The 20653-nt window shown below is 53.0% G+C and carries 19 protein-coding genes and 3 pseudogenes; 8 read left to right on the top strand and 14 right to left on the bottom strand.

From position 1 onward, the window contains the following. Window positions 1-83: 83 nt before the first annotated feature. The 5 genes from PGX04_RS08035 to cas6 are packed head-to-tail and all read right to left on the bottom strand — an operon-like array spanning window position 84 to window position 5576. Window positions 84-731 (bottom strand): CRISPR-associated endonuclease Cas3'', encoded by a 648-nt coding sequence (locus PGX04_RS08035; RefSeq protein WP_273738023.1) that lies wholly within the window; start codon window positions 729-731, stop codon window positions 84-86. Window positions 732-746: 15 nt separating this feature from the next. Then, window positions 747-1547 (bottom strand): type I-B CRISPR-associated protein Cas5b, encoded by an 801-nt coding sequence (gene cas5b, locus PGX04_RS08030; protein WP_273738022.1) that lies wholly within the window; start codon window positions 1545-1547, stop codon window positions 747-749. A 20-nt stretch (window positions 1548-1567) separates the two neighbouring features. Continuing rightward, entirely contained in the window at window positions 1568-2593 is a 1026-nt protein-coding gene (gene cas7b / locus PGX04_RS08025; protein ID WP_273738021.1) for a type I-B CRISPR-associated protein Cas7/Csh2, read from the bottom strand. Window positions 2594-2616: 23 nt separating this feature from the next. After that, the gene (gene cas8b, locus PGX04_RS08020) at window positions 2617-4758 is read right to left on the bottom strand and encodes a type I-B CRISPR-associated protein Cas8b/Csh1 (protein ID WP_273738020.1); all 2142 of its coding nucleotides are present in this window, start codon (window positions 4756-4758) and stop codon (window positions 2617-2619) included. Continuing rightward, a complete protein-coding gene (gene cas6 / locus PGX04_RS08015) occupies window positions 4755-5576 on the bottom strand; it encodes a CRISPR-associated endoribonuclease Cas6 (protein WP_273738019.1) in 822 nt (273 codons plus the stop codon). Before cas6 ends, cas8b begins: the two co-directional genes overlap by 4 nt. A 269-nt stretch (window positions 5577-5845) precedes the next feature. Here cas6 and PGX04_RS08010 point away from each other — a divergent pair. Beyond that, a pseudogene (locus tag PGX04_RS08010) lies at window positions 5846-6067 on the top strand (IS5/IS1182 family transposase); the annotation flags it as partial. A gap of 347 nt (window positions 6068-6414) precedes the next feature. Here PGX04_RS08010 and PGX04_RS08005 read toward each other — a convergent pair. Then, window positions 6415-6867: a DoxX family protein gene (locus PGX04_RS08005; RefSeq protein ID WP_273738018.1), complete on the bottom strand. Its 453-nt coding sequence runs from the start codon at window positions 6865-6867 to the stop codon at window positions 6415-6417. A 782-nt stretch (window positions 6868-7649) separates the two neighbouring features. On the opposite strand from PGX04_RS08005, the pseudogene PGX04_RS08000 reads away from it, so the two are divergent. Together PGX04_RS08000 and PGX04_RS07995 are read left to right on the top strand one after the other, a co-directional pair. After that, window positions 7650-7906: pseudogene (locus PGX04_RS08000) on the top strand (DUF7386 family protein). A 90-nt stretch (window positions 7907-7996) separates the two neighbouring features. Then, window positions 7997-8875, top strand: a complete 879-nt coding sequence (locus tag PGX04_RS07995; RefSeq protein ID WP_273738016.1) for an amidohydrolase family protein — start codon at window positions 7997-7999, stop codon at window positions 8873-8875. 160 nt (window positions 8876-9035) lie between these two features. On the opposite strand, the gene PGX04_RS07990 is transcribed toward PGX04_RS07995, so the two are convergent. Beyond that, on the bottom strand, window positions 9036-11471 hold the full coding sequence (locus PGX04_RS07990; RefSeq protein WP_273738015.1) for a heavy metal translocating P-type ATPase: 2436 nt from the start codon (window positions 11469-11471) through the stop codon (window positions 9036-9038). A gap of 9 nt (window positions 11472-11480) precedes the next feature. Beyond that, entirely contained in the window at window positions 11481-12269 is a 789-nt protein-coding gene (locus tag PGX04_RS07985; protein WP_273738014.1) for a sulfite exporter TauE/SafE family protein, read from the bottom strand. Window positions 12270-12873: 604 nt separating this feature from the next. Here PGX04_RS07985 and PGX04_RS07980 point away from each other — a divergent pair. Then, on the top strand, window positions 12874-13017 hold the full coding sequence (locus PGX04_RS07980) for a hypothetical protein (RefSeq protein WP_273738013.1): 144 nt from the start codon (window positions 12874-12876) through the stop codon (window positions 13015-13017). After that, a complete protein-coding gene (locus PGX04_RS07975; protein WP_273738012.1) occupies window positions 13014-13337 on the top strand; it encodes a hypothetical protein in 324 nt (107 codons plus the stop codon). The genes PGX04_RS07980 and PGX04_RS07975 overlap by 4 nt, the downstream gene beginning before the upstream one ends. Before the next feature lie 38 nt (window positions 13338-13375). On the opposite strand, the pseudogene PGX04_RS07970 reads toward PGX04_RS07975, so the two are convergent. Continuing rightward, window positions 13376-13663: pseudogene (locus PGX04_RS07970) on the bottom strand (hypothetical protein); the annotation flags it as partial. Window positions 13664-15174: 1511 nt separating this feature from the next. Between PGX04_RS07970 and PGX04_RS07965 the strand changes: the two are divergent. Together PGX04_RS07965 and PGX04_RS07960 are read left to right on the top strand one after the other, a co-directional pair. Then, window positions 15175-15444, top strand: a complete 270-nt coding sequence (locus PGX04_RS07965; protein WP_273738011.1) for a HalOD1 output domain-containing protein — start codon at window positions 15175-15177, stop codon at window positions 15442-15444. A 552-nt stretch (window positions 15445-15996) separates the two neighbouring features. After that, window positions 15997-16452, top strand: coding sequence for a winged helix-turn-helix domain-containing protein (locus PGX04_RS07960; protein WP_273738009.1), 456 nt, complete (start codon window positions 15997-15999; stop codon window positions 16450-16452). Here the strand turns inward: PGX04_RS07960 and PGX04_RS07955 are convergent. Then, window positions 16449-16646 (bottom strand): hypothetical protein, encoded by a 198-nt coding sequence (locus PGX04_RS07955; protein ID WP_273738008.1) that lies wholly within the window; start codon window positions 16644-16646, stop codon window positions 16449-16451. The two genes, PGX04_RS07960 and PGX04_RS07955, sit on opposite strands and share 4 nt — an antisense overlap. 87 nt (window positions 16647-16733) lie before the next feature. Further along, window positions 16734-17477, bottom strand: coding sequence for a recombinase family protein (locus PGX04_RS07950; RefSeq protein ID WP_273738007.1), 744 nt, complete (start codon window positions 17475-17477; stop codon window positions 16734-16736). A 192-nt stretch (window positions 17478-17669) separates the two neighbouring features. Here PGX04_RS07950 and PGX04_RS07945 point away from each other — a divergent pair, with 192 nt between their 5' ends. Then, window positions 17670-17963, top strand: a complete 294-nt coding sequence (locus PGX04_RS07945) for a hypothetical protein (protein WP_273738006.1) — start codon at window positions 17670-17672, stop codon at window positions 17961-17963. Between the two features lie 9 nt (window positions 17964-17972). Here the strand turns inward: PGX04_RS07945 and PGX04_RS07940 are convergent, their stop codons facing one another. The 3 genes from PGX04_RS07940 to PGX04_RS07930 form a co-directional block, all read right to left on the bottom strand. Then, window positions 17973-18533, bottom strand: a complete 561-nt coding sequence (locus PGX04_RS07940; RefSeq protein ID WP_273738005.1) for a DUF4352 domain-containing protein — start codon at window positions 18531-18533, stop codon at window positions 17973-17975. 173 nt (window positions 18534-18706) lie between these two features. After that, complete coding sequence (locus tag PGX04_RS07935; protein WP_273738004.1) at window positions 18707-19108, bottom strand: VOC family protein; 402 nt, start codon at window positions 19106-19108, stop codon at window positions 18707-18709. A 109-nt stretch (window positions 19109-19217) separates the two neighbouring features. Continuing rightward, on the bottom strand, window positions 19218-20201 hold the full coding sequence (locus PGX04_RS07930) for a DUF7983 family protein (protein ID WP_273738003.1): 984 nt from the start codon (window positions 20199-20201) through the stop codon (window positions 19218-19220). Window positions 20202-20653: the final 452 nt, after the last annotated feature.

The raw sequence follows: 20653 nt of genomic DNA, 5'->3' as shown, positions 1-20653 counted from the left end.
TGGTTACGTATCACGGAATAAACTTCGATGGTGGCAACGCAGCTATCACTTCACAACGGTAGGTGAGTGCCCTGAGCTGATCGTTAGAGGGCACGGTCGAGATTGTGGACGATACACGTAAGGACGAGTTCACGAAACTGTTTCCACCAGCGTCGTGACCGGACGAACGCACCGTATCTTCGCTTGAGTCGGGAGTTCACCCTTTCGCTCTGGCTCGGTTGGTCGTAGAGTTCAGTACCCAATCGAGCGTTCCACGCTTTCTGCAGTGACGAGAACTCACGATGTTTGATCAGTGGACGAATTCCGTTCTCGCGGGCCAGCGGCTCAGCAGTGTACTGAGCAGCATTCGGAAGAGCCTGGTGGTGACGTGCAACTGCGAGGGTCCCTGCAAGTCGATCTTGATCTGGGGCACCCATCTCGCCCAGAACGTACCATGTTGTCAAGGCCCCGAGGTGGGCGTGTGTCGTCTCCATATCAGGGCAGTCAGTGGTCTCTTCAGGCCGCACGTAGGCCTGAAATTGGGGAGTTGCCTTTCCGAAGTCGTGGAGAACTGCTGCTGCGTGGAGATAGTTGGACGCCTCATTATTATTACCAAGTAAGCGAACGACTCGTTCTGCGACGACTCGGTTGTGAGCGGTGAGCCGGAGATTTCCATGCTCGGTCAATTGATCCTCGGTGTATGTGTTCGTATCTTCGTTCCGTGTTGGGTTCGAAATGAGTGGAGTGTCCATGGAAAACGAATGTGATTAGCGGAACACGACCATTCGCGAGCCGACGGAAACCACAACAGGATCTGCATCAGCTTTGAGGCGAACTGAGTTATCCGCCTGTTGAGTGTAGACGTAGTCGTCGAACCGAGTCGTGCGGCGGCCTCCTCCAGTCAGTTCCATCACTGCTGGGGACCGCTCGACACTGTAGGAGACACCGCCTTGTGGAACGGTATCTGAGAGTGATCCAGGAACGATTGAATCAACATCAATGAAAGTATCATCGTCGACCTCGGTCGGCGATCGCGCCGATTGAACATCTTCGATTATCGCCAGATACTCGGATTTTCCAAGACTGGGTGGGTACACGGAGGTTCCTGCCTGGAGGTGCTCTTGGAGGTCGCTGTAGAATGTTTCGTCCTCCAGTGCGACATCGATTCGGTAGGCTGGATCAGCCAGAACCTCATACGCATGGAGCTGCCGGGCTTTCGTCGTATCCTGATACGTTAGGGTGTAATCACTGTAGTAGTTCCCGACATTCGTTGTGATGTCCTGTTTTGGGTCTGTTCCTAATCCGACGGTCGGAATGTTGACTGTTCGAAGATCAGATAACGGTGTGATCGCGATGGCGGAATTGTTGGCTCCGAATATATCGTAATACGAATTCCGTTCGGCACCAACAATGGCTGCCAGCATACCGGCGACGGTCGTCCGTGGTGGCAGCCGATAAGTTTGCTTGGTAACACTTCTGCCAACGCGCTTGAAATGACCCCAAGTAGACCTGACGGTGAATGACAGGCAGTGATCCGGAACGCCGTCGGCATCAATATGTGGTGACATCTATTGACTCAACCCTGTTTTCAAGCTGCCAGGTCTCGCTCTTCGAGTACGTCGATACGGTGGACGTCATGACCTTCTGACTCGAGATAATCAGCAACTGCATCACCTTGGATTGTCTCGCCCTCGATCTCGACGGTGAGACGGTCATCACCAACCATGTGGATCATTTTGATCCGATCACTAACGTGGTTTAGTGTATCTACCAGATTCGACGCATCGACGACAACATCGCTTACTGAACGGAGCGACTCGGCACTCTCCTCGCCGAGCTCAAGCATATCGTGAAGGCCACCTACATGATAGTTTCCTTCCTCGTACTCGACGCGGAGGTACAGCCGGGGTTCCTGGCCTAGCTTCGATCGGGAAGTTGTCTGGTTTTTTAGGGCACGCCAACAGAGCGTGTCAAGCCGTTCAACATCGTCCTGACTCAGTTGGGTTGACTCGGCACCATTGTTATCGACCAGACCCCAGAACGGGAAAATACCGTATTTGATTCTCTTATCATCCAGATCAAAGCCTCCTTGTCGGTTCTCGTCTCCAGTAGAGATAACACTCGTTAAGGAGTCGTACTCTTCGTTCTCCTCAATCTCGTTCAGCGATTTTGAGGGAAGGAACTGGACCGGCCCCTGGTAGTGGTTCGGCAAGGCGTTGTTCAGACCTGTCCGGAAGGCTTCATCTTCTTTATCGTCACTAGCCTCGAAACTGAGCGTCGCCCCGAAGTAGCGGACATCAGTCGCAGACTGGAGAAAGTCGGTCCCAAGATCCTCCACCTGTTCGATCTCTTCGGCATCACCGACCATATCCAAGACGTCCTTGATCAGGACTGTACGTGTTCTCGCCTCGCTGTCGACTTTTTTGACATAGATCTCATACCCATCGTCCTGAAGCTGATCACGAAGGTAGCGTTTGAGACGAACGTCGGTGACGATACCTTGATTGGTATCGGGATCACGCCGGGGCCGGTTATTGCCAATAGGGTTACCGTTAGGATTGCAATCTTGCGCGTCGTACACGAACAGCAGCTCGGAGCGGTTTGGTGTCGTCATTGGTGTGGGTTGATGGATAGTTGTTAGTTCGAAGTGTTTTCCGTAGAAACAGCCTCGGAACTCTCTGCCTCGTCGCCGTCGTACATCTGGAATGCAACCGGCATCGATCGCCGGCCATGGGCGTGTCCCAGTACGTAGCAAAACTGGAGTTCGCGCTTATCAATCTCCCAGTTAGTGGGAATTACCTCGGTTTCATCCAGAAGTCGGTCAACAGTTTCAGGAAAGAGCAGGTCTCGATCGAACGACCGGTCTGAATCCTGTGCATAGACTTTGGCCTTCTCGAGTGCTGCGGTCAGTACGTTCTCTAGACCGTTTTTTGTGAGTTGATCGCCCTTCATACCAGAATCAAGCGGGCGTCCAACACCGCGAACTGAATCTTGGTGCCAACTGATTTGACCGACAAGAACGCCTGCCAAGGCTGCTGCCTTCCGCGTCGTATCGTCGAACAGTGGACGATCGAGGAACCCGTCGAGACGCTGTTCACGGATCGTTGCGATGTTACTTGTGTCGATTGTAGTCTCCGTTGTCATCGTAGTTTCTGTTGGCTCAATTGAAGTATCGATTCCGTCCAGTAATCCTGCCCGTGAGAGCGTCTCTAAGTGGACGAGCTGCTGGGCGACAATCTGCTGTGGCGGGATGTCACCGTCCTCTGAGGCATCGTCGTAGCGCTGGAGATATTCCTCGAACAGTGTCTTTGCGTCTACTGGCGCTCCTGAGAGAAGCCGGTGGTCGATAATACGGCGAAAATCATCGTCTTCCTCGTCACGGTAGGCGAACACTGCGTCCGTAAACTCGTGGTTCGTAATACGCATGAACGCCAATCGGCGTCGGCTTGCTCGCGTTGTATCTGTGTCGAGTTTCAGTAACGGCCAGTTATTGAATTGTTCGAACCCTCCCCTGGCCGGATTCAGCGTCGGTCCTTCGATCGTCTGCCGAAGAGAATCTGCTAATTTGTTTGGCCAGTAAATTGACGCAGTCGGCTCTTCCGCGATAATATTCTTATCATCACTGGTTGGCATCGTAACCGTATAGAATCGGAGCTCTTGCTCAGCCAGCTCTCGGATGGTCTCATCATCATTCTCCGTGAGATTGAACGTGACCTGTGCCATTGGTGGGTCAGCCGATTCCCCGATCTGACGGTCTCCATCGACGGAATCGATGGCTAGATAGAGTGCATCGGCCTTTTTCCCCGTCATCTCACCGGCGAAGTAGGGGAGGGCATACGTCTCCATCCCACCGTTTCGATAGATACATCGGTCGATCAGATCTTGGCCTTTGGCGAACAGCATGGCCACGTCGTCACTAACGGGGTAGTTCCGCCAGGACTCGGTCTTCCGTAGGTCCGGCTGGGCGTCAGGATGTTTTACCGAAAAGACACCAAGCGGACTTTCTGGCGTTCCGACGACACGACCTTTTTCTCCGGAAACTACGCCAATCCCTTGACCCTCCGAGGCCCCCTTGTCAATATTTTTGTTTGCGGCGTTGGCGGTTGCATATCGCTTCATGGCCTCTTCGAGAATGCCAACCTCAGCAGGATAGAACCACTCCTGATTAGTCGCATCCACCGACTCCAGATTCACGGGGTTGAGTTTTAACCGAACCGTCATCACGTAGGGGATGGATTCATCTGCCGGCAAGAGTTCGATAATCTTGACCTTTAGAGACTCGAGAGTCTCTGAATCCTTCTCGAAGACATCCCCAAGTGTCTCGATAAGCCAACCGTCTGGGTTCCCATTCCCACTAGTGAAATTTTCGACACTATCTTGACCGGTCCATGAGCGGATTCGGCCAAGGAGCGTGCTACTCACTCCCTCAGCATCGTTCCCGTTCTTCGATCCGATCTGAGTCAGACTGTACTTAGCCCCTCGACCCGAGGATTTGTGCGAGTAGCCAAGCTGCGGGACATCCTCATCACGGAGATCGTCCTGGTCTAAACTGACTATTTTGGGTGAGTCGCCTGTCAGATCCAACGAAACCGTTACTAAACGGCCGTCATCCACGAACGGTTGAAGCTTACTGGGCGTTGTGTAGAGGCCACCACCGCTTTCGGCGACGGCTAGGACCCCATACAGGGCCATGACATCCTCCAGACTTGCCGGTGGACGGTCATGCCAGTGTTTATCCAGAGCGTTCTGGAAATCCTTATGGGTTGGTCCATCGCTCATTTGACGTTGGCCCGCGGTGGGTTCTGTTCACGGAGGTTGAGAAACCCGAACCCATGTTCGCGGCGCTGGCCGATACCTGAATCCAGCGCCAAGTTCAGGTGGTATCGATGGGTGTCATTCCGAACCCGATAGCCTAACCGCCACTTCGAGAGGATAACTGTTCGGTTGACAGCCGTGGCCGGTTGGAACCGGATTGAGTAGGTAACATCGTCCTTGATTGGCTCAATCTGATTAAACAGGGGTTCATTGACCTCGGTTGGGCCGTCGTAATACTCCTCTCCGAACTGTTCGTGAGTTCGTTGAAGTGACCGACGTATCGTTGCTTGGAGAGCTTCCATTCCATGTTCTGGCCGCCAGAAAAGCTTAGTCTCTGACTCGCCGGCATCTATCTTTGAGGTATCGAGACCATGCTCCTTGGCCAGACGCCGGTTGATCGCACAGAATACTCCTGTTCCGGTATCGATGCGACCGGTTGAGCCTGCTTCGCCCACTTGGGGCGCGTGGCCAGTAATATCCGCGACCTCGAAACGCATTTGGCCAACGTCGAACTCGCGGTTTCGACCAAAGTGTACAATAAGCTCATCCAAGATCTCTCTACGGGGCGAGGAAATTCGGATGTACCGTCGGTCTCCCTCTTTAATCGCCCCCCAAGGAAAGATATTCGAGAATGAGAACCCAATCCCATGGTCTGTGTCATGGAGATTGGCGTGCTCTTCATTTTTTTCGAGGGCACGCCAAATCCGGCCGCGAATCTTGTGATGAGCGGACGTATCGTAGGCCGAATCCGTAATCGCATCCACTGCCAGTTCGATTCGCATCTCTTAGACCACCAGATTGATCCTAGTATTTGATGCCATGTTTAATGGTTGATATAGTGGTCACTTGAATGTAGCGGGTACGTGAAATATCGTCTTCGCTCTTGTGGCGTAGATTGTTAGTGAGTTAGAGCGCGGTTTCAAGGATGGTTTTGAGGAATTCTTCTCCCGGTCTTCGGAAGATTCACGGTGGAGCTGGAACGCTCGTAGATACGGTGTGGGTGGCTCTGTTAAAATCCTCAGAGAGTTACACGTTTGTCCTGTAATTCCGCGAGGTTCGTCCACTAATTAAACATCGTGAGTTCACGTCACTTCACAAAGCATGGAATGCCCGATTGAACACTAATCTCTACGGCCAATGGAGTCAATCTGAGACAGTCAACTCAACGCTCAAGCGAAAGTACGGTACGTTTGTTCGATTTCGACGGTGGTGGAAGCAGTTCCGTGAAGTCACTATGGTTTGTCTTATTCACAATATTGACCGATCACTCTGAGTGGTCAAGAAAGGAAGTATAGCGAGGATTGGTGCCAAAATTCAATCTGACATAGTTTTTAAACCTCCGAACAACATGGTATAGATAATGCCTGAGCAGTCCTCCAAACGCGAGTCACTCAGTTCACGTCTTCTGTTCTTAATCGCTGGAGTAGCCGCCGGGGTTCTACTGGACATATTGGATATTGGCGGAATATGGGTCGTCCCTACCGGGATTCTCGCACTCATCCTATTTGGTGAGACCTGCCTGTTTTTCCCAGGGAATCGGTCATCAGGTCAATAAGCATATCTCATTGACCAGCTGTTTTAGTCAAAATATATATGAAAGATAGGATTTAAATAAATCCGTTACGATGAATCACCGGCTGTAGTGTTCGTGTTAAACGAGTCTCGATTGAAGACAAGGCGTTCGATGCTGTAGCGGCCGGGACCGTACACACTCAGGAGGAGGAATGTTACGAGATAGAGGAGACTAAGTTCTCCGCCGTTCTGAATTGGGATCAGGCCCTCCGGAAGATGAGCAATGAGTTGGGCAATAATCATCTGCCCAGCCATAATCAGTGCAACAAGCCGTGTCAAAAGCCCCACGACGATGAGGAAACCGCCAAGGAACTCAATGCCGCCAGCAGCCCCGTACATGCTGACGAGCGGTGCAGTACCACCACTACCATCAACACCACCGAAGAGACCAAACAGCTTCTGAGCGCCATGCTGCATAAATAATAGTCCTACAGTCACGCGAAAGACGAAATAAATCGGTTCTTTGAACGCTTCTGCTCTCCGATCGATTACAGCTGACATACAGGTTGACTATCCTCTTCAGTGTTCAAGGTTTGGATTATTATCAACCCTTAGACCAAGCGTTCCTCCTCGATAAACTTACCCGCTCAGTTGGTCAAGGACACTTTGAGTTTTACAGCCTAGAAATCACGAGGACGTCACGGTAGCCGGCGTGATCACGGAATCCTGTATAGTCGGTGCCAGTGAGCCATACCTTCGGACGTGGTTCCTCGACTGACTCGTGTTCTGTCGTGGTTCGATTCACATAGTGTTGGTATCTGGATTCGCTGTCGGGGTTACCTAATAACTCTGACAATCCTCTTCTTCAGTCGGTGCAATTAACGATGGATAGGGACCAGATCGGCGGGGTTGGTGCCGAGTGGTGTCGGAGTTTGCGCATAACTCCGGCATTCAAGCCCCTGATTCCAGCCCAAAAATGAGAGTGGTCAGATCTCTATCCGAGCTATCTCATCCTCGCGGTAGTACTCCGTCGTCTCGGGAAACTTCCTGCGCGGTGAAGGGTCCGAACGACGGCAGCGAATTACGCCGTTGCCGAGTGGCTGGTACGAGTCGAACCGTTTTGCTTCGCCATTCTCCAAGAAAATTATCACCATCATTAGATCTCTGGGATGACCTCTCCACTGTGGTACATCAACCGCTGATCACGACACATCAAGCAGGTGTGTGAGATACCATCGTTATCCCGAACACATGAATGTACCGTTCCGAATGATGTGCGCCACAATTCCGGCAGTTGCTACTCGAATCAGGATGCTTTGTTGAACGGCTCTTCCTCAGTTGATATGGGAACCGACCGAGCGACGTTGCGACTGAGCGACGAGCGCAAGCAACTGCTCGACGAGACCGCGGAGGTTGTCGCCGACGGTCCGAACGACCCGCCGCGGTCGGACGTGATCGACGCGGCGGTCACCCATCTTATCAAGAGTGAGCAAAACATCCAGGACGCGACGAACACCCGCCCCACGTGATCCAGGCGATCGCGAACACGAACGTCGTCGGGCTCCGGTATCGGATCCGAGTAGAGAGTCGGTGGCGATAGTAGCAGTATCACCCTCTAAAGAGGAAATGTTAAAAGTGGTTGATAAGGGAAAGCTGGTTAAATTATCAGCATCTACACTACGACGGAGTTATGCCATCATCTAATTCACAGTCGCGTGATCGGTCACCGCAAGCAATATCTCCGATTGTTGATGCACATGTTCACCTCCTTCCTGATCGGATCCTTGCAGCCATCCATGAGTGGTTTCAACAGGAAGTTTCGTGGACACTCCCATCTGTTACGAGTGGGGACATCTGTGACTACTTAGCCGCTCGTGACGGAGCCGTTTGCTTTCCATATGCCCACAAACCCGACGTTGCGCGTTCAATGAACAACATGGTTGCTGAAACGATCGAACCGCTTGATCATGTCGTCGGACTTGCTACTGTCCATGCAGACGATAATGACCCCGAATGCGTGATTAGAGACGGACTGACCGCCGGTCTCGCCGGCGTGAAACTTCACTGCCCCGTCCAAGAATTTCCACCATCGGATCAGCGACTGGATCCAGTATACGAACTTGCAGTTGAGCGCGAGCTCCCCGTCGTTATCCATGCTTCTTCACATCCGTTCTATCGTGATTCTGACCTTGTCGGGCCGGCTGCGACAGAAGATGTTCTTGAACGATTTCCTTCTCTTCGTCTTTGTGTGCCTCATCTGGGGTTGTTCGAAACGGACGCATTCCTCGATCTGGCTGACCAGTACGAGAACATCATATTCGATACTGCCGTCGCAGTTGGGGATCAGGTTCATGATTTGATCGGTGTCCGTGAGGGCGAAATGCCGATAGACCGGCTCCGTGAATACACGGATCAAATCATGTTTGGAACCGACTATCCAACGTACCCAAGTTCGATAACGGAGACTGAGTTAATTGACGACACACAAGCAGCGTTTCCACAAGGCTATGAGCACATCTTGTGTCATAATGCAGTTGACTTTTTCGACATCAATCTGAAAACACAGTAGTGAGATAGCTGCGGGGAATCGCCCGTTATCTCGCGCACCTCTTCGGGAACACACATTGCACACGCTCGAGTGATCTCGAATTTCGCGAGTTCTATCTGCTCGCGTTCGGCGTCGGTAACTCGCCGGCGAATCAGTGATCCTCTTTGAACTTACGGCCGTCTCAGTGAGCGTCCTCTGGCAGCAATGCTCGGGTTGAATTCGTAACGACCAATAAGCTACTTGCACCCATCGCAAGTGCGGCGAAAAGTGGATTTAGAAGGCCTAGCACAGCCAGCGGAATTGCAATGGCGTTGTAGCAAAACGCCCACCCAATATTTCCTTTCACGCGTCGGTTTGTCGCCTGAGCGAGATCAAAGATGGTTTCGACAGACGAGAGATCGTCGTCGACAAGAGCGACGTCCGCGGCATCAGCGGCCATCGCGGTACCGCCACCGAGCGCGATACCGAGATCAGCTGCGGCTAACGCCGGCGCGTCGTTGGTACCATCACCGATCATCACTGTTCGCCCAGTCTCGTTGAATTGTTCGACAGTCGCTGCTTTTCCTTCAGGGGGAACACCCGCAAACACTTCGTCAACAACACGATGTTCACGAAAGCTCTCTGCCGCTCGAGCATCGTCTCCAGTGAGGACAATGACCTCCCGTTCGTTATCCGAAATCGCGGTCAACGTCTCGTCCCAGTTCGCTCGTAGTTCGTCACCAACGACGACAACGCCCTCGGTGGTTCCGTCGCGTCCGACAGCGACTGGAACCCGGCCTGTTTCGCGGCTGCCGTCAATACGCTCGGCGACTACCGCAGGAACCTCCCACCCATGGTCGCGGAACAGATCTGGATGGCCAACGATGATTTCGTCTCCGTCTACGATACCTGTAACACCGGTTCGATGACTATCGAAAGATTCGACGCGATCATCTATCGAACTAGTGTCCGAGGCGGATTCAGCTGTACCACCGTCAGGCACCGGCTGTTCGGCGGCAATTGCTCGCCCAACCGGATGTGATGACCGCTCCTCAAGGAGCGCCGCCTTCTCAAGTAGGGCTGCCTCTAGAGTGGTGTCGATGACGGTCATCTCGCCCGTTGTCAATGTACCTGTCTTGTCGAAGACAATGGTGTCCGCATCACGGATCCGCTCAAACACGGTATCGTCAAAGACGACAATCGAGCGTTCCAACGCGTCGCGGATCCCCGCAGCGACTGCGAGCGGTGTCGCCAGTCCGAGCGCACATGGACAGGAAACGATCAACACTGTGAGACCGACGAGAAGGGCGGAGGCCCCGTTACCGAGCAGGAGATACACACCGGTGACGATAACTGCGAGGACGAGAACAACCGGCACGAAGATCGTCGCTAATTTGTCTGCGAGCTTCTGAATACCGTGAGAGCCACTCTGGAGGTCCCAGACAAGTTCAGCAATCCGATCAAGACTGTTCGTAGCATCTTCTCCGACGTGGATGGTCACCGCACCATTGGTCACCATCGAGCCGCCAACTACGGTATCCCCAATACGCTTCCGTACAGGAAGAGACTCACCAGTGACAACTGCTTCGTCGACGGCTGCATCGCCATCGACTACCTCACCATCGATGGGGATTCGCTCTCCAGACCGTACTAGTACGTGATCATCGACCTCGAGCTCTTCGACTGCGATATCTTCGTACTCGCCGTTTCCGCCAACGCGGCGGGCCTCATTGACCTGAATAGCCGTCAAATCGGAGAGACGATCGGTCGCTTGTTGCTTGATCGACGATTCATAATAGTTGCCGACCGTGACGATGACAATAATAGCAACAGTCACATCGTAGTAGATATGCGCGCCCCCCAGTACGATCGAAAGCGTACTGTAGAGGTACGCACTCACGGCTGCGATCGCGACGAGTAGATCCATATTCGGAGACCGTGTCCGAATACTGACGTACGCTCCCTGGAGGATCGGCTTTCCAGTCACGGCCAGGATGATTGTCGTGAGCGCCGCGATGACAACGTAGAAAGGCGTGGCAAGGGGGCTCGCGAGTGTGGCTTCGAAGAACTCCGTGACCCGCTCACCGTAAAATAGTCCGCCGAAATACGTTGGATAGATGATGACAAGGTACTGAAGCATCACTGACATCCCCATGAGAACACCGACTGCAACTCGACCCATCTCCCAATTGTTCGCTCTCCGGCGGCTAAATACATCATCGCGTGAGTAAGCGCTGTATCCGAGACCACTGATCGTATCTCGAAGATCGGCCTCTGAGAGACGATCTGGATCGTGATCGATCCGAACCGTGTCCGTCACATAGCTCGAGTTCACGTCACTGACACCTTCAACTGCAGTTGCAGTGGATTCGATGAATGCCTCACAGGTTGCACAGTGCATTCCATCAACTTCCAGAAACGTTGCTTCGTGATCCGGTGGAACCTCCCGATTAGACTCTGATTCGTCTCGAGAACGGCGGACATCTTCTGCCTCGATATCGTCGACATCGCCGAGCATATTGTAGACATCGCGACAACCGATACAACAAAACGGGTCCCCATCGTCGACGATATCACTTCCCTCTACGGGAAGATCACAGAGCGTACAGCCGGTTTCAGTCGTGCTATTATCACTCATTGTGTGGTACTAGTTGGCATTATTTGTCACTTCTAATCCATCATAGAACGGTAATCTAGGGTGGGGTAGGTGAATCCCTAGGCTCATTAATCCATGTGCAAGCAGGATGTAGCCGAGGGCGACGAACGCAACCCCAAGCAATCGATGCACTCGTTGTCGATGAACCACATCAACGGCGTCGATGACGGTTCCATACGCGAAGACAGCAGGAATTGTACCGAGTCCAAGTGCACCGAGAGCTACTGCCCCACCGGCAGGTGAACCGATCGCAAACGCATACAGAAACGCTGGGTAGAGGATCGGGCATGGTAACAGTCCGTGAACTGCACCAAGTCCGACGATACCAGGGCCGTTCGCAAGACGATCAACGCGTGCCGCAAGCCAGCCAGATATCCGATCAAGGCCCGGTAAGTGAATACTACCAGTTGTTCGCCCCAGTAAGTAATATACCCCGACAACCATGACGAGGCCACCGATAATGAGACCGATTCCGCCACGGACGAACTCGACGACAGATAAAAGCGAGGCAGTCGTCACGAACAACGTACTGCCGAGTGCACCGAACACCGCACCGAGAAGCGTATAACTCGCCGCTCGTCCGATGTTGAACAATGCATGCTGGCGTACCTCGTAGGTTGTAAGATGACTCTCCCGACCGCTATCTGATGTGCCGCTCTTCATCTGACTCGCATAAACGGTGACGAGCGGCCCACACATTCCGATACAGTGTGCACCGGCGAGGACACCGATTACGAGAAACAACAGCACATCGACGCCAAGGAATGTGAATAGGTCCATGTCTATGTAAGTAGCAAGTGATACTGGTCGAAGTAGCTGTTCCAGATAGTAATGGATTCCGTGTCGAACTCACCGTTCTCCTCTTCAGTTTGGTCGAAACAACCGGGAATGGTAACTGTGATTTCGCCGCTCACTGCTGGCCAAAATCAGTGCCGTTTGATGGTTGCATTACTACAGGTATCGCATCAAACCTGACGAGACCGTCCAAGCCGAGTCAGAACGGCACATCGATACCTGTCTACACAATCTCGATCTGTACGAACTCCGCAACACCGACGAGTCCTGTCGTACACGACGATGCAGAATATGCTATCTAATCTAAAAGACTGGTGGGATGAGTTGAACGACGTGTACTCGAAGGTATTGTAAATGATCGCTCGTCGTGTCAGCAACAACCTTGACCACCTCGATTTTGACGAGGCCGTCTTTCTCAAGGGTGTAGAGCGATCAAGACTGGATCGACCAGGCGCTCGAGGACCTCGAGGCTGTCGACAAGATCCCCGAGCCCGCTCTCGAGACCGTCGTTCAAAACAAGGTCGCACGGGCGCGATACCCTGACGAGATCGACGAGACGGACACAATATCTGACGAGGCGGTCGAGAGAGTGACCGATGAGGAGATTGAGACCGTGATCGAGACGCTCGATCTGGGCAATGGCAAGCCCGATGACCTCGCGAACGTTGACGACCAATTCGAAATGCTCGAGGCTGGTCGCAAGGCAGCGGCAACGGACGGAGGATGTGAATGAGGGGTCCCGGCGCGGTGGTCTGGTTCGACGAGGCAGTCGAGGAACTTTCGAGTCGGCGCGGTGTGCTCTCGAGGGAGGATCGTGCGTTTCGCGAGACGATCGCGGCGATGATGCTCGCGGATAGTCACCCGGATCTCGAAGATTCAGACGAGGTCCGAGAGGATGATATCGATCTGGCTCTCGTCGAGGCCGGGCTCGGCGTCGACGTGGTGCCGGATGATCCCGGCGCTGTCGAAGATACCGAGTCGATCAGCGCCTCCTCACGAAAATCGGACAGGGAAACCATCAGCTATCCAGTGGATCAGAGCCGGGGAACGTGAGGATCGGCCGTTATTCAGGAAGATTTCTATGAGGTGACCATCTGGGCACCGCGACGGGTCCCGCCCTGCGCGATGATCTCGCAGAGCTGGTCGTAGGTCCGCATGAAAGTGATCGGGCCCGACGCGATGCCCCCGGTTGAGTCGACCGAGTCGCCGTAGGGTCGGAGCTGCCAGAAGCCGTAGCCGACGCCGCCGCCGGACTGGAAGAGTTTAGCTGCCTTCTTGACGGTCTCGTGGATGTCGGAGAGGTCGTCGTCGAGGATCATAGCAAAATACGCGGAGAACTGCTGGAGGTCGTCGCCGACGTTTATCAGTGCCAGCGAGTTCAGTGATACGCTGGTCGCCAGGACTGACAGTCCGCCTGTCACGTATTGGCCGACGCACATGGCGCCGTGTTGCTCGTGGATGGTCCCACTGAACTGGTGCTCGCAATTGGCAGTTCCTTACTGCTGTCGAGTTCACTCTTGAACTTGAGCCCACGTGATCTGCTGTTACTGGAACCGCGGTGTTTCGCACAAGATGGCACCCAACTAGTGCACGGTGGTGCCCAGATGGCGCGTCGATGCTGGCATGTGCTAAATATTTGGCGTATATTCCTGTTGCTACCCACAGCGGAGGGAGTAGGTTGCTGTGGAGTAGGTCCGATTGGAGTAGATGCGTCCGTAGAGGTAGCAATAGGGAGAGTGTCGGGGCGGCACTCTTGTAGCGTACAGATCCACTCGACCACGCGAGTTTCTTGCGGATCCGAAAACAAACACCAACTCGAGAGACGGTCGGATAGACGGCTCGCTATGACTGACAGTCAACTCGGCTGGAACCTGCCGGAGTCCAGGGCGTGCTGATCGCTAGGGTTGACAGTCCCCTCTGTTTCGTGTTGGCCGGCGCAGTGCTATGTCGCTCGTGGAAGTTCCCACTGAAACGGAGAATTGACAGTCTCCTTCCAGGTGTCATAGAAAAGTTCCTCATACCCTCTCTGTGACTCCCCGACAAACGGTAAGTACAGGTGAAGGACTTACCGCTTCGGTATTCTCAGTAAGGTGAACCATTTAACGAGAGTAGGCAAATCTCTCGTAATTAGAGTCAGTGGCTGAGGCGGATCATCCTTCTACATACCATGATGCCAGCAGCCCGATGACCACTGCAACGAAAAATGAGATCATAAGGGTGAATATCCCCACTCGTTCGCTAAAGTATATAACTGTAAGAACAATCCCCAATAGGCCCGTCATAAGTGCGATGAGTACATCAAGACGACGGCGGACGGCCCGATCCATACCTCGTTATTTCCTTATAGTATAATAAAAGGAGGAGAAAGCAAGTTGTCCGTTTACTTTGCACGTGTAGTGAACGGATAGTTCTCTCCAGATTGGGTGAAAAGAACGTCATGCGGATCCTTCTATGCGACCCTCAGTCTCCTACTGTTGTCGAGTTCACTCTTGAACTCGAGTCCACGTGATCTGCTGTTACTGGAGCTGCAGTGCTTCGCACAAGACGGCACCCAACTAGTGCGGTCACAGTAGCACCCAGATACTGCTGTCACACCGGCAGCCTAGTCGTGCGTGGTACTGCTGGCGCCCCAGCAGTGCATCAAGGTGAGGTGAATTGACCTGTGTCGCTCACGTCGGCACCCCAGATGCCGATAGCGCTGACTGGTACCCCCACACTGACGCTTTGCGTCTTTGTCGGCGGCTCTGTTGGAACCCACAACTGGTGACAAGTTTGGCACCCTCAGCGATAAGTACAGATGAATCACACATCATTCAGTACAGATCAGGCAGTCAAACATCTCTTACAGATATACAAAAATGTTATAGTATGATTCATGCTATCATATGGCATGGTAGATAGTGATAGTGGGCGAGAGGCAGCCAGTGTCGAATACGATTGGTCAACTATCGACCCAAGTATTGCGGTACTAGAATGCGTATCTGCCTTTGAAAATGAAAAACCATGTGACCTATCAATAAACCTATATGAATATATTAATCCTATATCTCTTAACGAGCTCGTAGCTAATGACAGTCCTGTCACCGTTATTTTCACTTTCGATAAATATCTGGTTCGGGTTGATCGAAATGGTTTGGAGATTACTTTTCCAGTTGTTTAAGATTCTAAGCCGGTTCATGTTACGCAGGCATCTCTACGTAACACCTATTTCAGGCAAATCACATCTGAAGAATGGAATTTCAACAAGACCTTGTCGGCCTGTTCTGACAGAAGAGGACTGTCGTCGGCTTTTCTGAACTCGCTGGTTGCATTACTGGACTGTCCTCCGTTCTCATTCTGGCTGTCTTCCTCGCCATCGATCTCTGGTGGACTGTTCCACTGCTAACCCACTCGAGTTTCCTCTGACTCTGTGCGCCCGCTGGGGTGTCCCTGGTCACGTCATCTCGTCCTCCCTCTCTATTGAGATCTATTTGGGTGCCCTCCTCTGCTGTGGTCGTGACATGATTAGTTCCACTCGTGTCGGATTCTGCTGCTTGGCTAACCCTCTCGCCGAATTGCTCTAGATACTGATATATCTATGATTCTTTGCCCGGCTGGCTTGAGGCCCCTGTGGTTTGACTGGTTCCTTATTGGTCGGCGTTTCTGGGGGAGCTGGATAATATCGGGATAATCACTAAGTAGATGGAAATTATCTATAGGGTGTGGTCAATGTATGAGTTCCGAGAGTTCGGGCAAATTCGACGAGATTTCTGAGCAGATCACTGAGGATCGTGGAGCGTTGCTCACGGCTCTGAGTCGATCGGATAGTGACGAACGTTCGACGACGGAGCTCCGCCGTGAAGCAGGGATCCCGTCGGGGAGTATGAGCTACCACATGCAGACACTCGTTGATCTTGGGCTAGTGGAGGTCGTCGGAGAGATCGATGGGGAAGGAACGATCCCGGCGAACGTCTATTCCATTACCTCGCTTGGTCAGGAGTTCCTGGACTCGAGCCATTGGCGCTCGTTCCCGACGTATGATGATATAGAGCGACTCGAGAACCATGTGAGTAGCCTTGAGGACGAACTCGAGACTCTGAAAGACGTCGTCCGTCGCGGACTCGGTGATGACCTCCGGACGATCATCAGCGAAGAAGTGGAGAAGGAGTTGGAACAGCGGGAGCGTTAGTCGAGCGTTTCGAGCAACCCGTCAAGCGTCCCGGTTTCTTCGTCCTCTTCCGGAGCTTGATCTATGAATTCAGCATTAGTGTATTGATCATCACCAAATAAATTATCGGGATTTAATGTGATCTGCAGGTCATACATCGCTTCTAAAACCAAGAACCATTCAGCTCTATTTCGGCCAAAAAGTGTCCCTCTCATCATCTCTTCCTATTCCAACAGAAACGAATAAAGTATAGGATCGGCAGGTGTCGGTTCAGGCCGATCGATAGATCGTGCTGCTCGGCATTAGTCGGCCGGTTCCGATCTGACAGTCTCGAGTGCATCGTGAACAGCGTCGTCACTCGCTTCAGCCTCAAGATACCACTGACGACGCTCGTCGTCTTGATCGATATTTGAGAGAGACTGACGTGCGATCGGTAGGCCTTCAGCGACAGATCGGTACGATTCACGATCGTCGATCCGCTTGAGTGCGTCTCGAATTTCAAGATAGCCCGTCTCGCCAGCGTCGTGATCTGGGTCAATAATCGGCTGCAGATAGCCGTCACCGTCGCGCTTGAAGCCTGCAGGGACTTGTCCCAACCATTTCCCTTCGCATTGTGCACGACGCTGTCCGGCCTCTATGCACCGGATGAGCGTCCGGCGTTCCTGTTGGTAGACCATCCCGATGATATCAGCAACGAACCGGCCGGTGCCGTCGGGAGTGACCTTCTCGACAGCGCCGTCCGTGATCACGACGGTCGTCTCGGTGTCCTCGCAGAGGTCAAAAAACTCCTGCAGTGTCGCGCCCTTTCGAGAGAGTCGACTAATCTCCCAACACACGACGTGCGTGTAGTCGCCAGCCTCGAGCGCCTCGAGCAGCTCGGTGAACTGCTCGCGATCGTCACTCGCTCCGGACTCTCCGAGGTCGGCGTAGCGATCGACGTCCTCAAGGTCGGCGTCATGCTCGCGAAGCCACTCGTCGATACTCTCCCGTTGGTGGGCGTCTGTCTGTTCATCGGTACTCGCTCGAATGTAGGTTGCGTAGGACATCTTGTTTTCACCGTATGTCGCTCGTGAAGGTCACTTAAAGAACGGGACTTGTTTACAGCCTGTAAGCAGACTAACACCCGCTTACAGGGCACACTACTCGAAAGCCGGTAGAGGATTACAGGCCGATTCGGGCGATCTCGTCCTCGTGGTAGTACTCCGTCGTTTCAGGAGAACAGAGCCAAGGTGATTCCAGTGAGTGACGCACAACCTTCCCAGCAGCTGTTACAGGAGTTCAAGTTCGACGTCGACGACTACTTCCAGTCAATGGAAGGAACGTACTGGGTTGTGAAGGAGCACGTCTACAATTTCGACGCGTACGAGTACTCATACGGCCGTGACGGGGAATTCGAGATTACCGAGGAGTGGGATCGGCGGCAGTACATCCTGACCAAACTCGACTACAAGTCGATGTGCTGCGAGACGGATCGGTTCAGTGAGCACGAGTTGATCGCGTACTTCCAGGAAGCGACCTCAAAGAGCGAGTGACCGATTTCGCTAAGAGATCGAAGAGGAGTAGGGGATAACGTCGACCTCCATACTCTCGTCATGAGTGAACTCAGCCGCATGCTCGATGACAGAATAATCTCGGATTGTTATCACGACCTCATTCGTATCCTCCGGGATTGTGAAGGCCATCCAATCGTTGACGCTCTCTCCCGGCTCGAGATCGACATCTAACCTACTTCCGTCCACGAGAACGGCCCATTCTGCTTCAGTTCCATCGGCCAGCACTTGCATTTCACCGGGAACAAAGCCCGTTGTTTCCTCTCCCGTGTTCGTTATCTCGACCTGCACGATCAACTGTTGCTCCCCGTCTGGTGAATCGTAATACTGCTCGGTATCGGAATCGATTTTGTAGGTATCGAACGCAGTAGCGTTCCATCGTATCTCGAGGGTAGTTGATGCACTGTCAGGGTTGGTATCTTCAGCTGTGATAGAGGGTTGTTCTGGAAGGCTCACGTCATTCCCGTTTCCACTGTTGGTATCTGAGGCACAGCCAGCAAGGGCGGTTGCCGTAGTCACACCAAGGCCGGCAAGGTAGCTACGTCGTCTCATACGACACATATCAGACGTTGAAAGATAAGTCTGGTCTAACAATAGCGGACTATTGACACACTGTGCCTACTCGGGGCTCAAATTGCTCTCAGCCAGTAGAGACCATATCAGCTGCTCAGTGTGTCTGCGAATTGAACGCTCCGGGTTCTCCATCATACGACCAAGAGAGAACCCTACTCCTCAGTGAGGTCTGGATACGCTACCTCCCAAAGATGATCGTCGGGATCGGCAAAGTACCCGGAATATCCGCCCCAGAAGACCTCCTGAGCTGGTTTGACAATACGGCCGCCGGCATCCTCTGCTTCGTCGAGTATCGTCTCGACTTTATCCTTGCTCGTCACATTGTGGGCCAAAGTAACTCCCGAGAAGTCGTTCTTGCCGGCGGGCACGGTGGCATCCTCAGCGAGAAGGGTTCTGGGATAGAGCGAGAGCCACGTTCCTTCAAGTGTGAAGAAGGCCACGTCACTGTCCTCATCACGGTCCTGCATCGGAAATTCCAGTCCGTCGCGATAAAATCGAATAGACTCATCGATGCTTTCTACACCGAGCGTCACGAGCGAGATTTTTGGATCCATACGACGAGGATGGATCGGCGAATCATAAGTATACACTCAGAACAGATCGTTCTCTGAAGTTCCTGCGAGCATCGTATGAGCGCAGTATCGTCGAAGTCGTGCAAGGAGATTACGATCTCGTTCCGACTGACGTCCCAGGATTGAACTCCGTCAAGTCCTCAATCCGCTGTTCTAGTTCCCCAACTTCCTGACGCAACTCCTCGGCTTCTGGATCGTCACTCAACGCCAGTTGGTCTTTCAATCCTTGGAGACGGCTTTCCTTGCTTTCCTCGTCAACCTCAGCTTTGCGGACGTATTCGCGTTCGTCGATCTCATACACCGCCGACTCTGAGTGTTCAGTCACCTCGAGCGCCTCATCAACCTTCTCGCGATCAATGGACATGAGCCGCTCGCGAGGGATGCCGGCGCCTTCGAACACACGGAGCACCTCCTCATCGGCTTTGAGCGAGCGGTTGCGTCGAGTCGTGCGTTGGACCGACCCATACTGGCCGTATACTGGCTTATCGTGGTGAAGCCGGTCAAGAAGAACTTCACGGACCTCTGTTCGAAGGTCGCCCGCATTCCGTTGGACATCCGAGAGTAGTGTATAGAGATTGATGAGCACTGGCGTCTCCCACTCGTCGAGTACCGCTGGATTATGCCGCTCGAGAGCGTCGATCAAGAGCAGCATATCGGCGTAGACGTCAAGATCCGGTTCCGTCCGGTCTTGATCCTGCTCGTCAGGGGAGGGAGAGACACCCGTGATGAGTTGCGAGGTTGTTGGCTCGTCGGTCTCAGTGAGCGTCCCCGCCCGGTCGTTGTACTCATACCGAGGGTGAAGATTCAGCACTGCCGCGTACGGTTCCGCGTCCAGGGGGAGCCGTTGGAGGTCGAATGTGCCCCCAGAGTCGTTGATTCGGCCGGCTAAGGTCTCGAATTGGTCACGTTGCAACGGCTGCGAGTCGCCGGTATCGGCGAACTTGATCACGATACGAGACTCTTGAGCACTGGTAATACGAAACTGCTTCTCAGTGAGCGGTGTTGTAAGTGTAGCGTCCTCTCCAAGAGCATCGCATTCATCCAAGAGTGTCTGCCAGCTCGTCCCAAAAGGCATGGCCGTGTGTAGTGGCCCGACGAAAAAACGTCTTCCCTTGTCCCACAGACCGTCATAGAGAGGTTTACCACCTCGACACTATCCTTGATTGAGAGGGGTTATAGAATGATCCGTATGACGTTCTTTTCACGGAATATAGGAGAACTATACAGCCACTACACTTGAGGACTGAACGGAACGCCAATCTCTGTTCAGGATGCAGGAGAAGACAGTTTACTAGACTCACTTACGCTGTAATACCTATGTTTTATGGCACATGATACCAAACTAATCGCTAATGAGTCCGTTTAAAGCCGATCCACTGGATGCGAGGGTTCTTGAGCGCAACTACGATTATGCTCAGAAGGATATACAACTTCTCGCTATGTGGTATGACTGCGATACTGAGGCACTGTCTAGTTTAGCACCTCCGCTGGCGGTTGTTTGTTGAGTGACTGGTGCGGTCGCTGTGT

This window comes from Natrinema soli (assembly GCF_028618695.1).
Note: the sequence above shows the minus strand (reverse complement) of the source record. Positions and strands in the feature narration are given on the sequence as shown.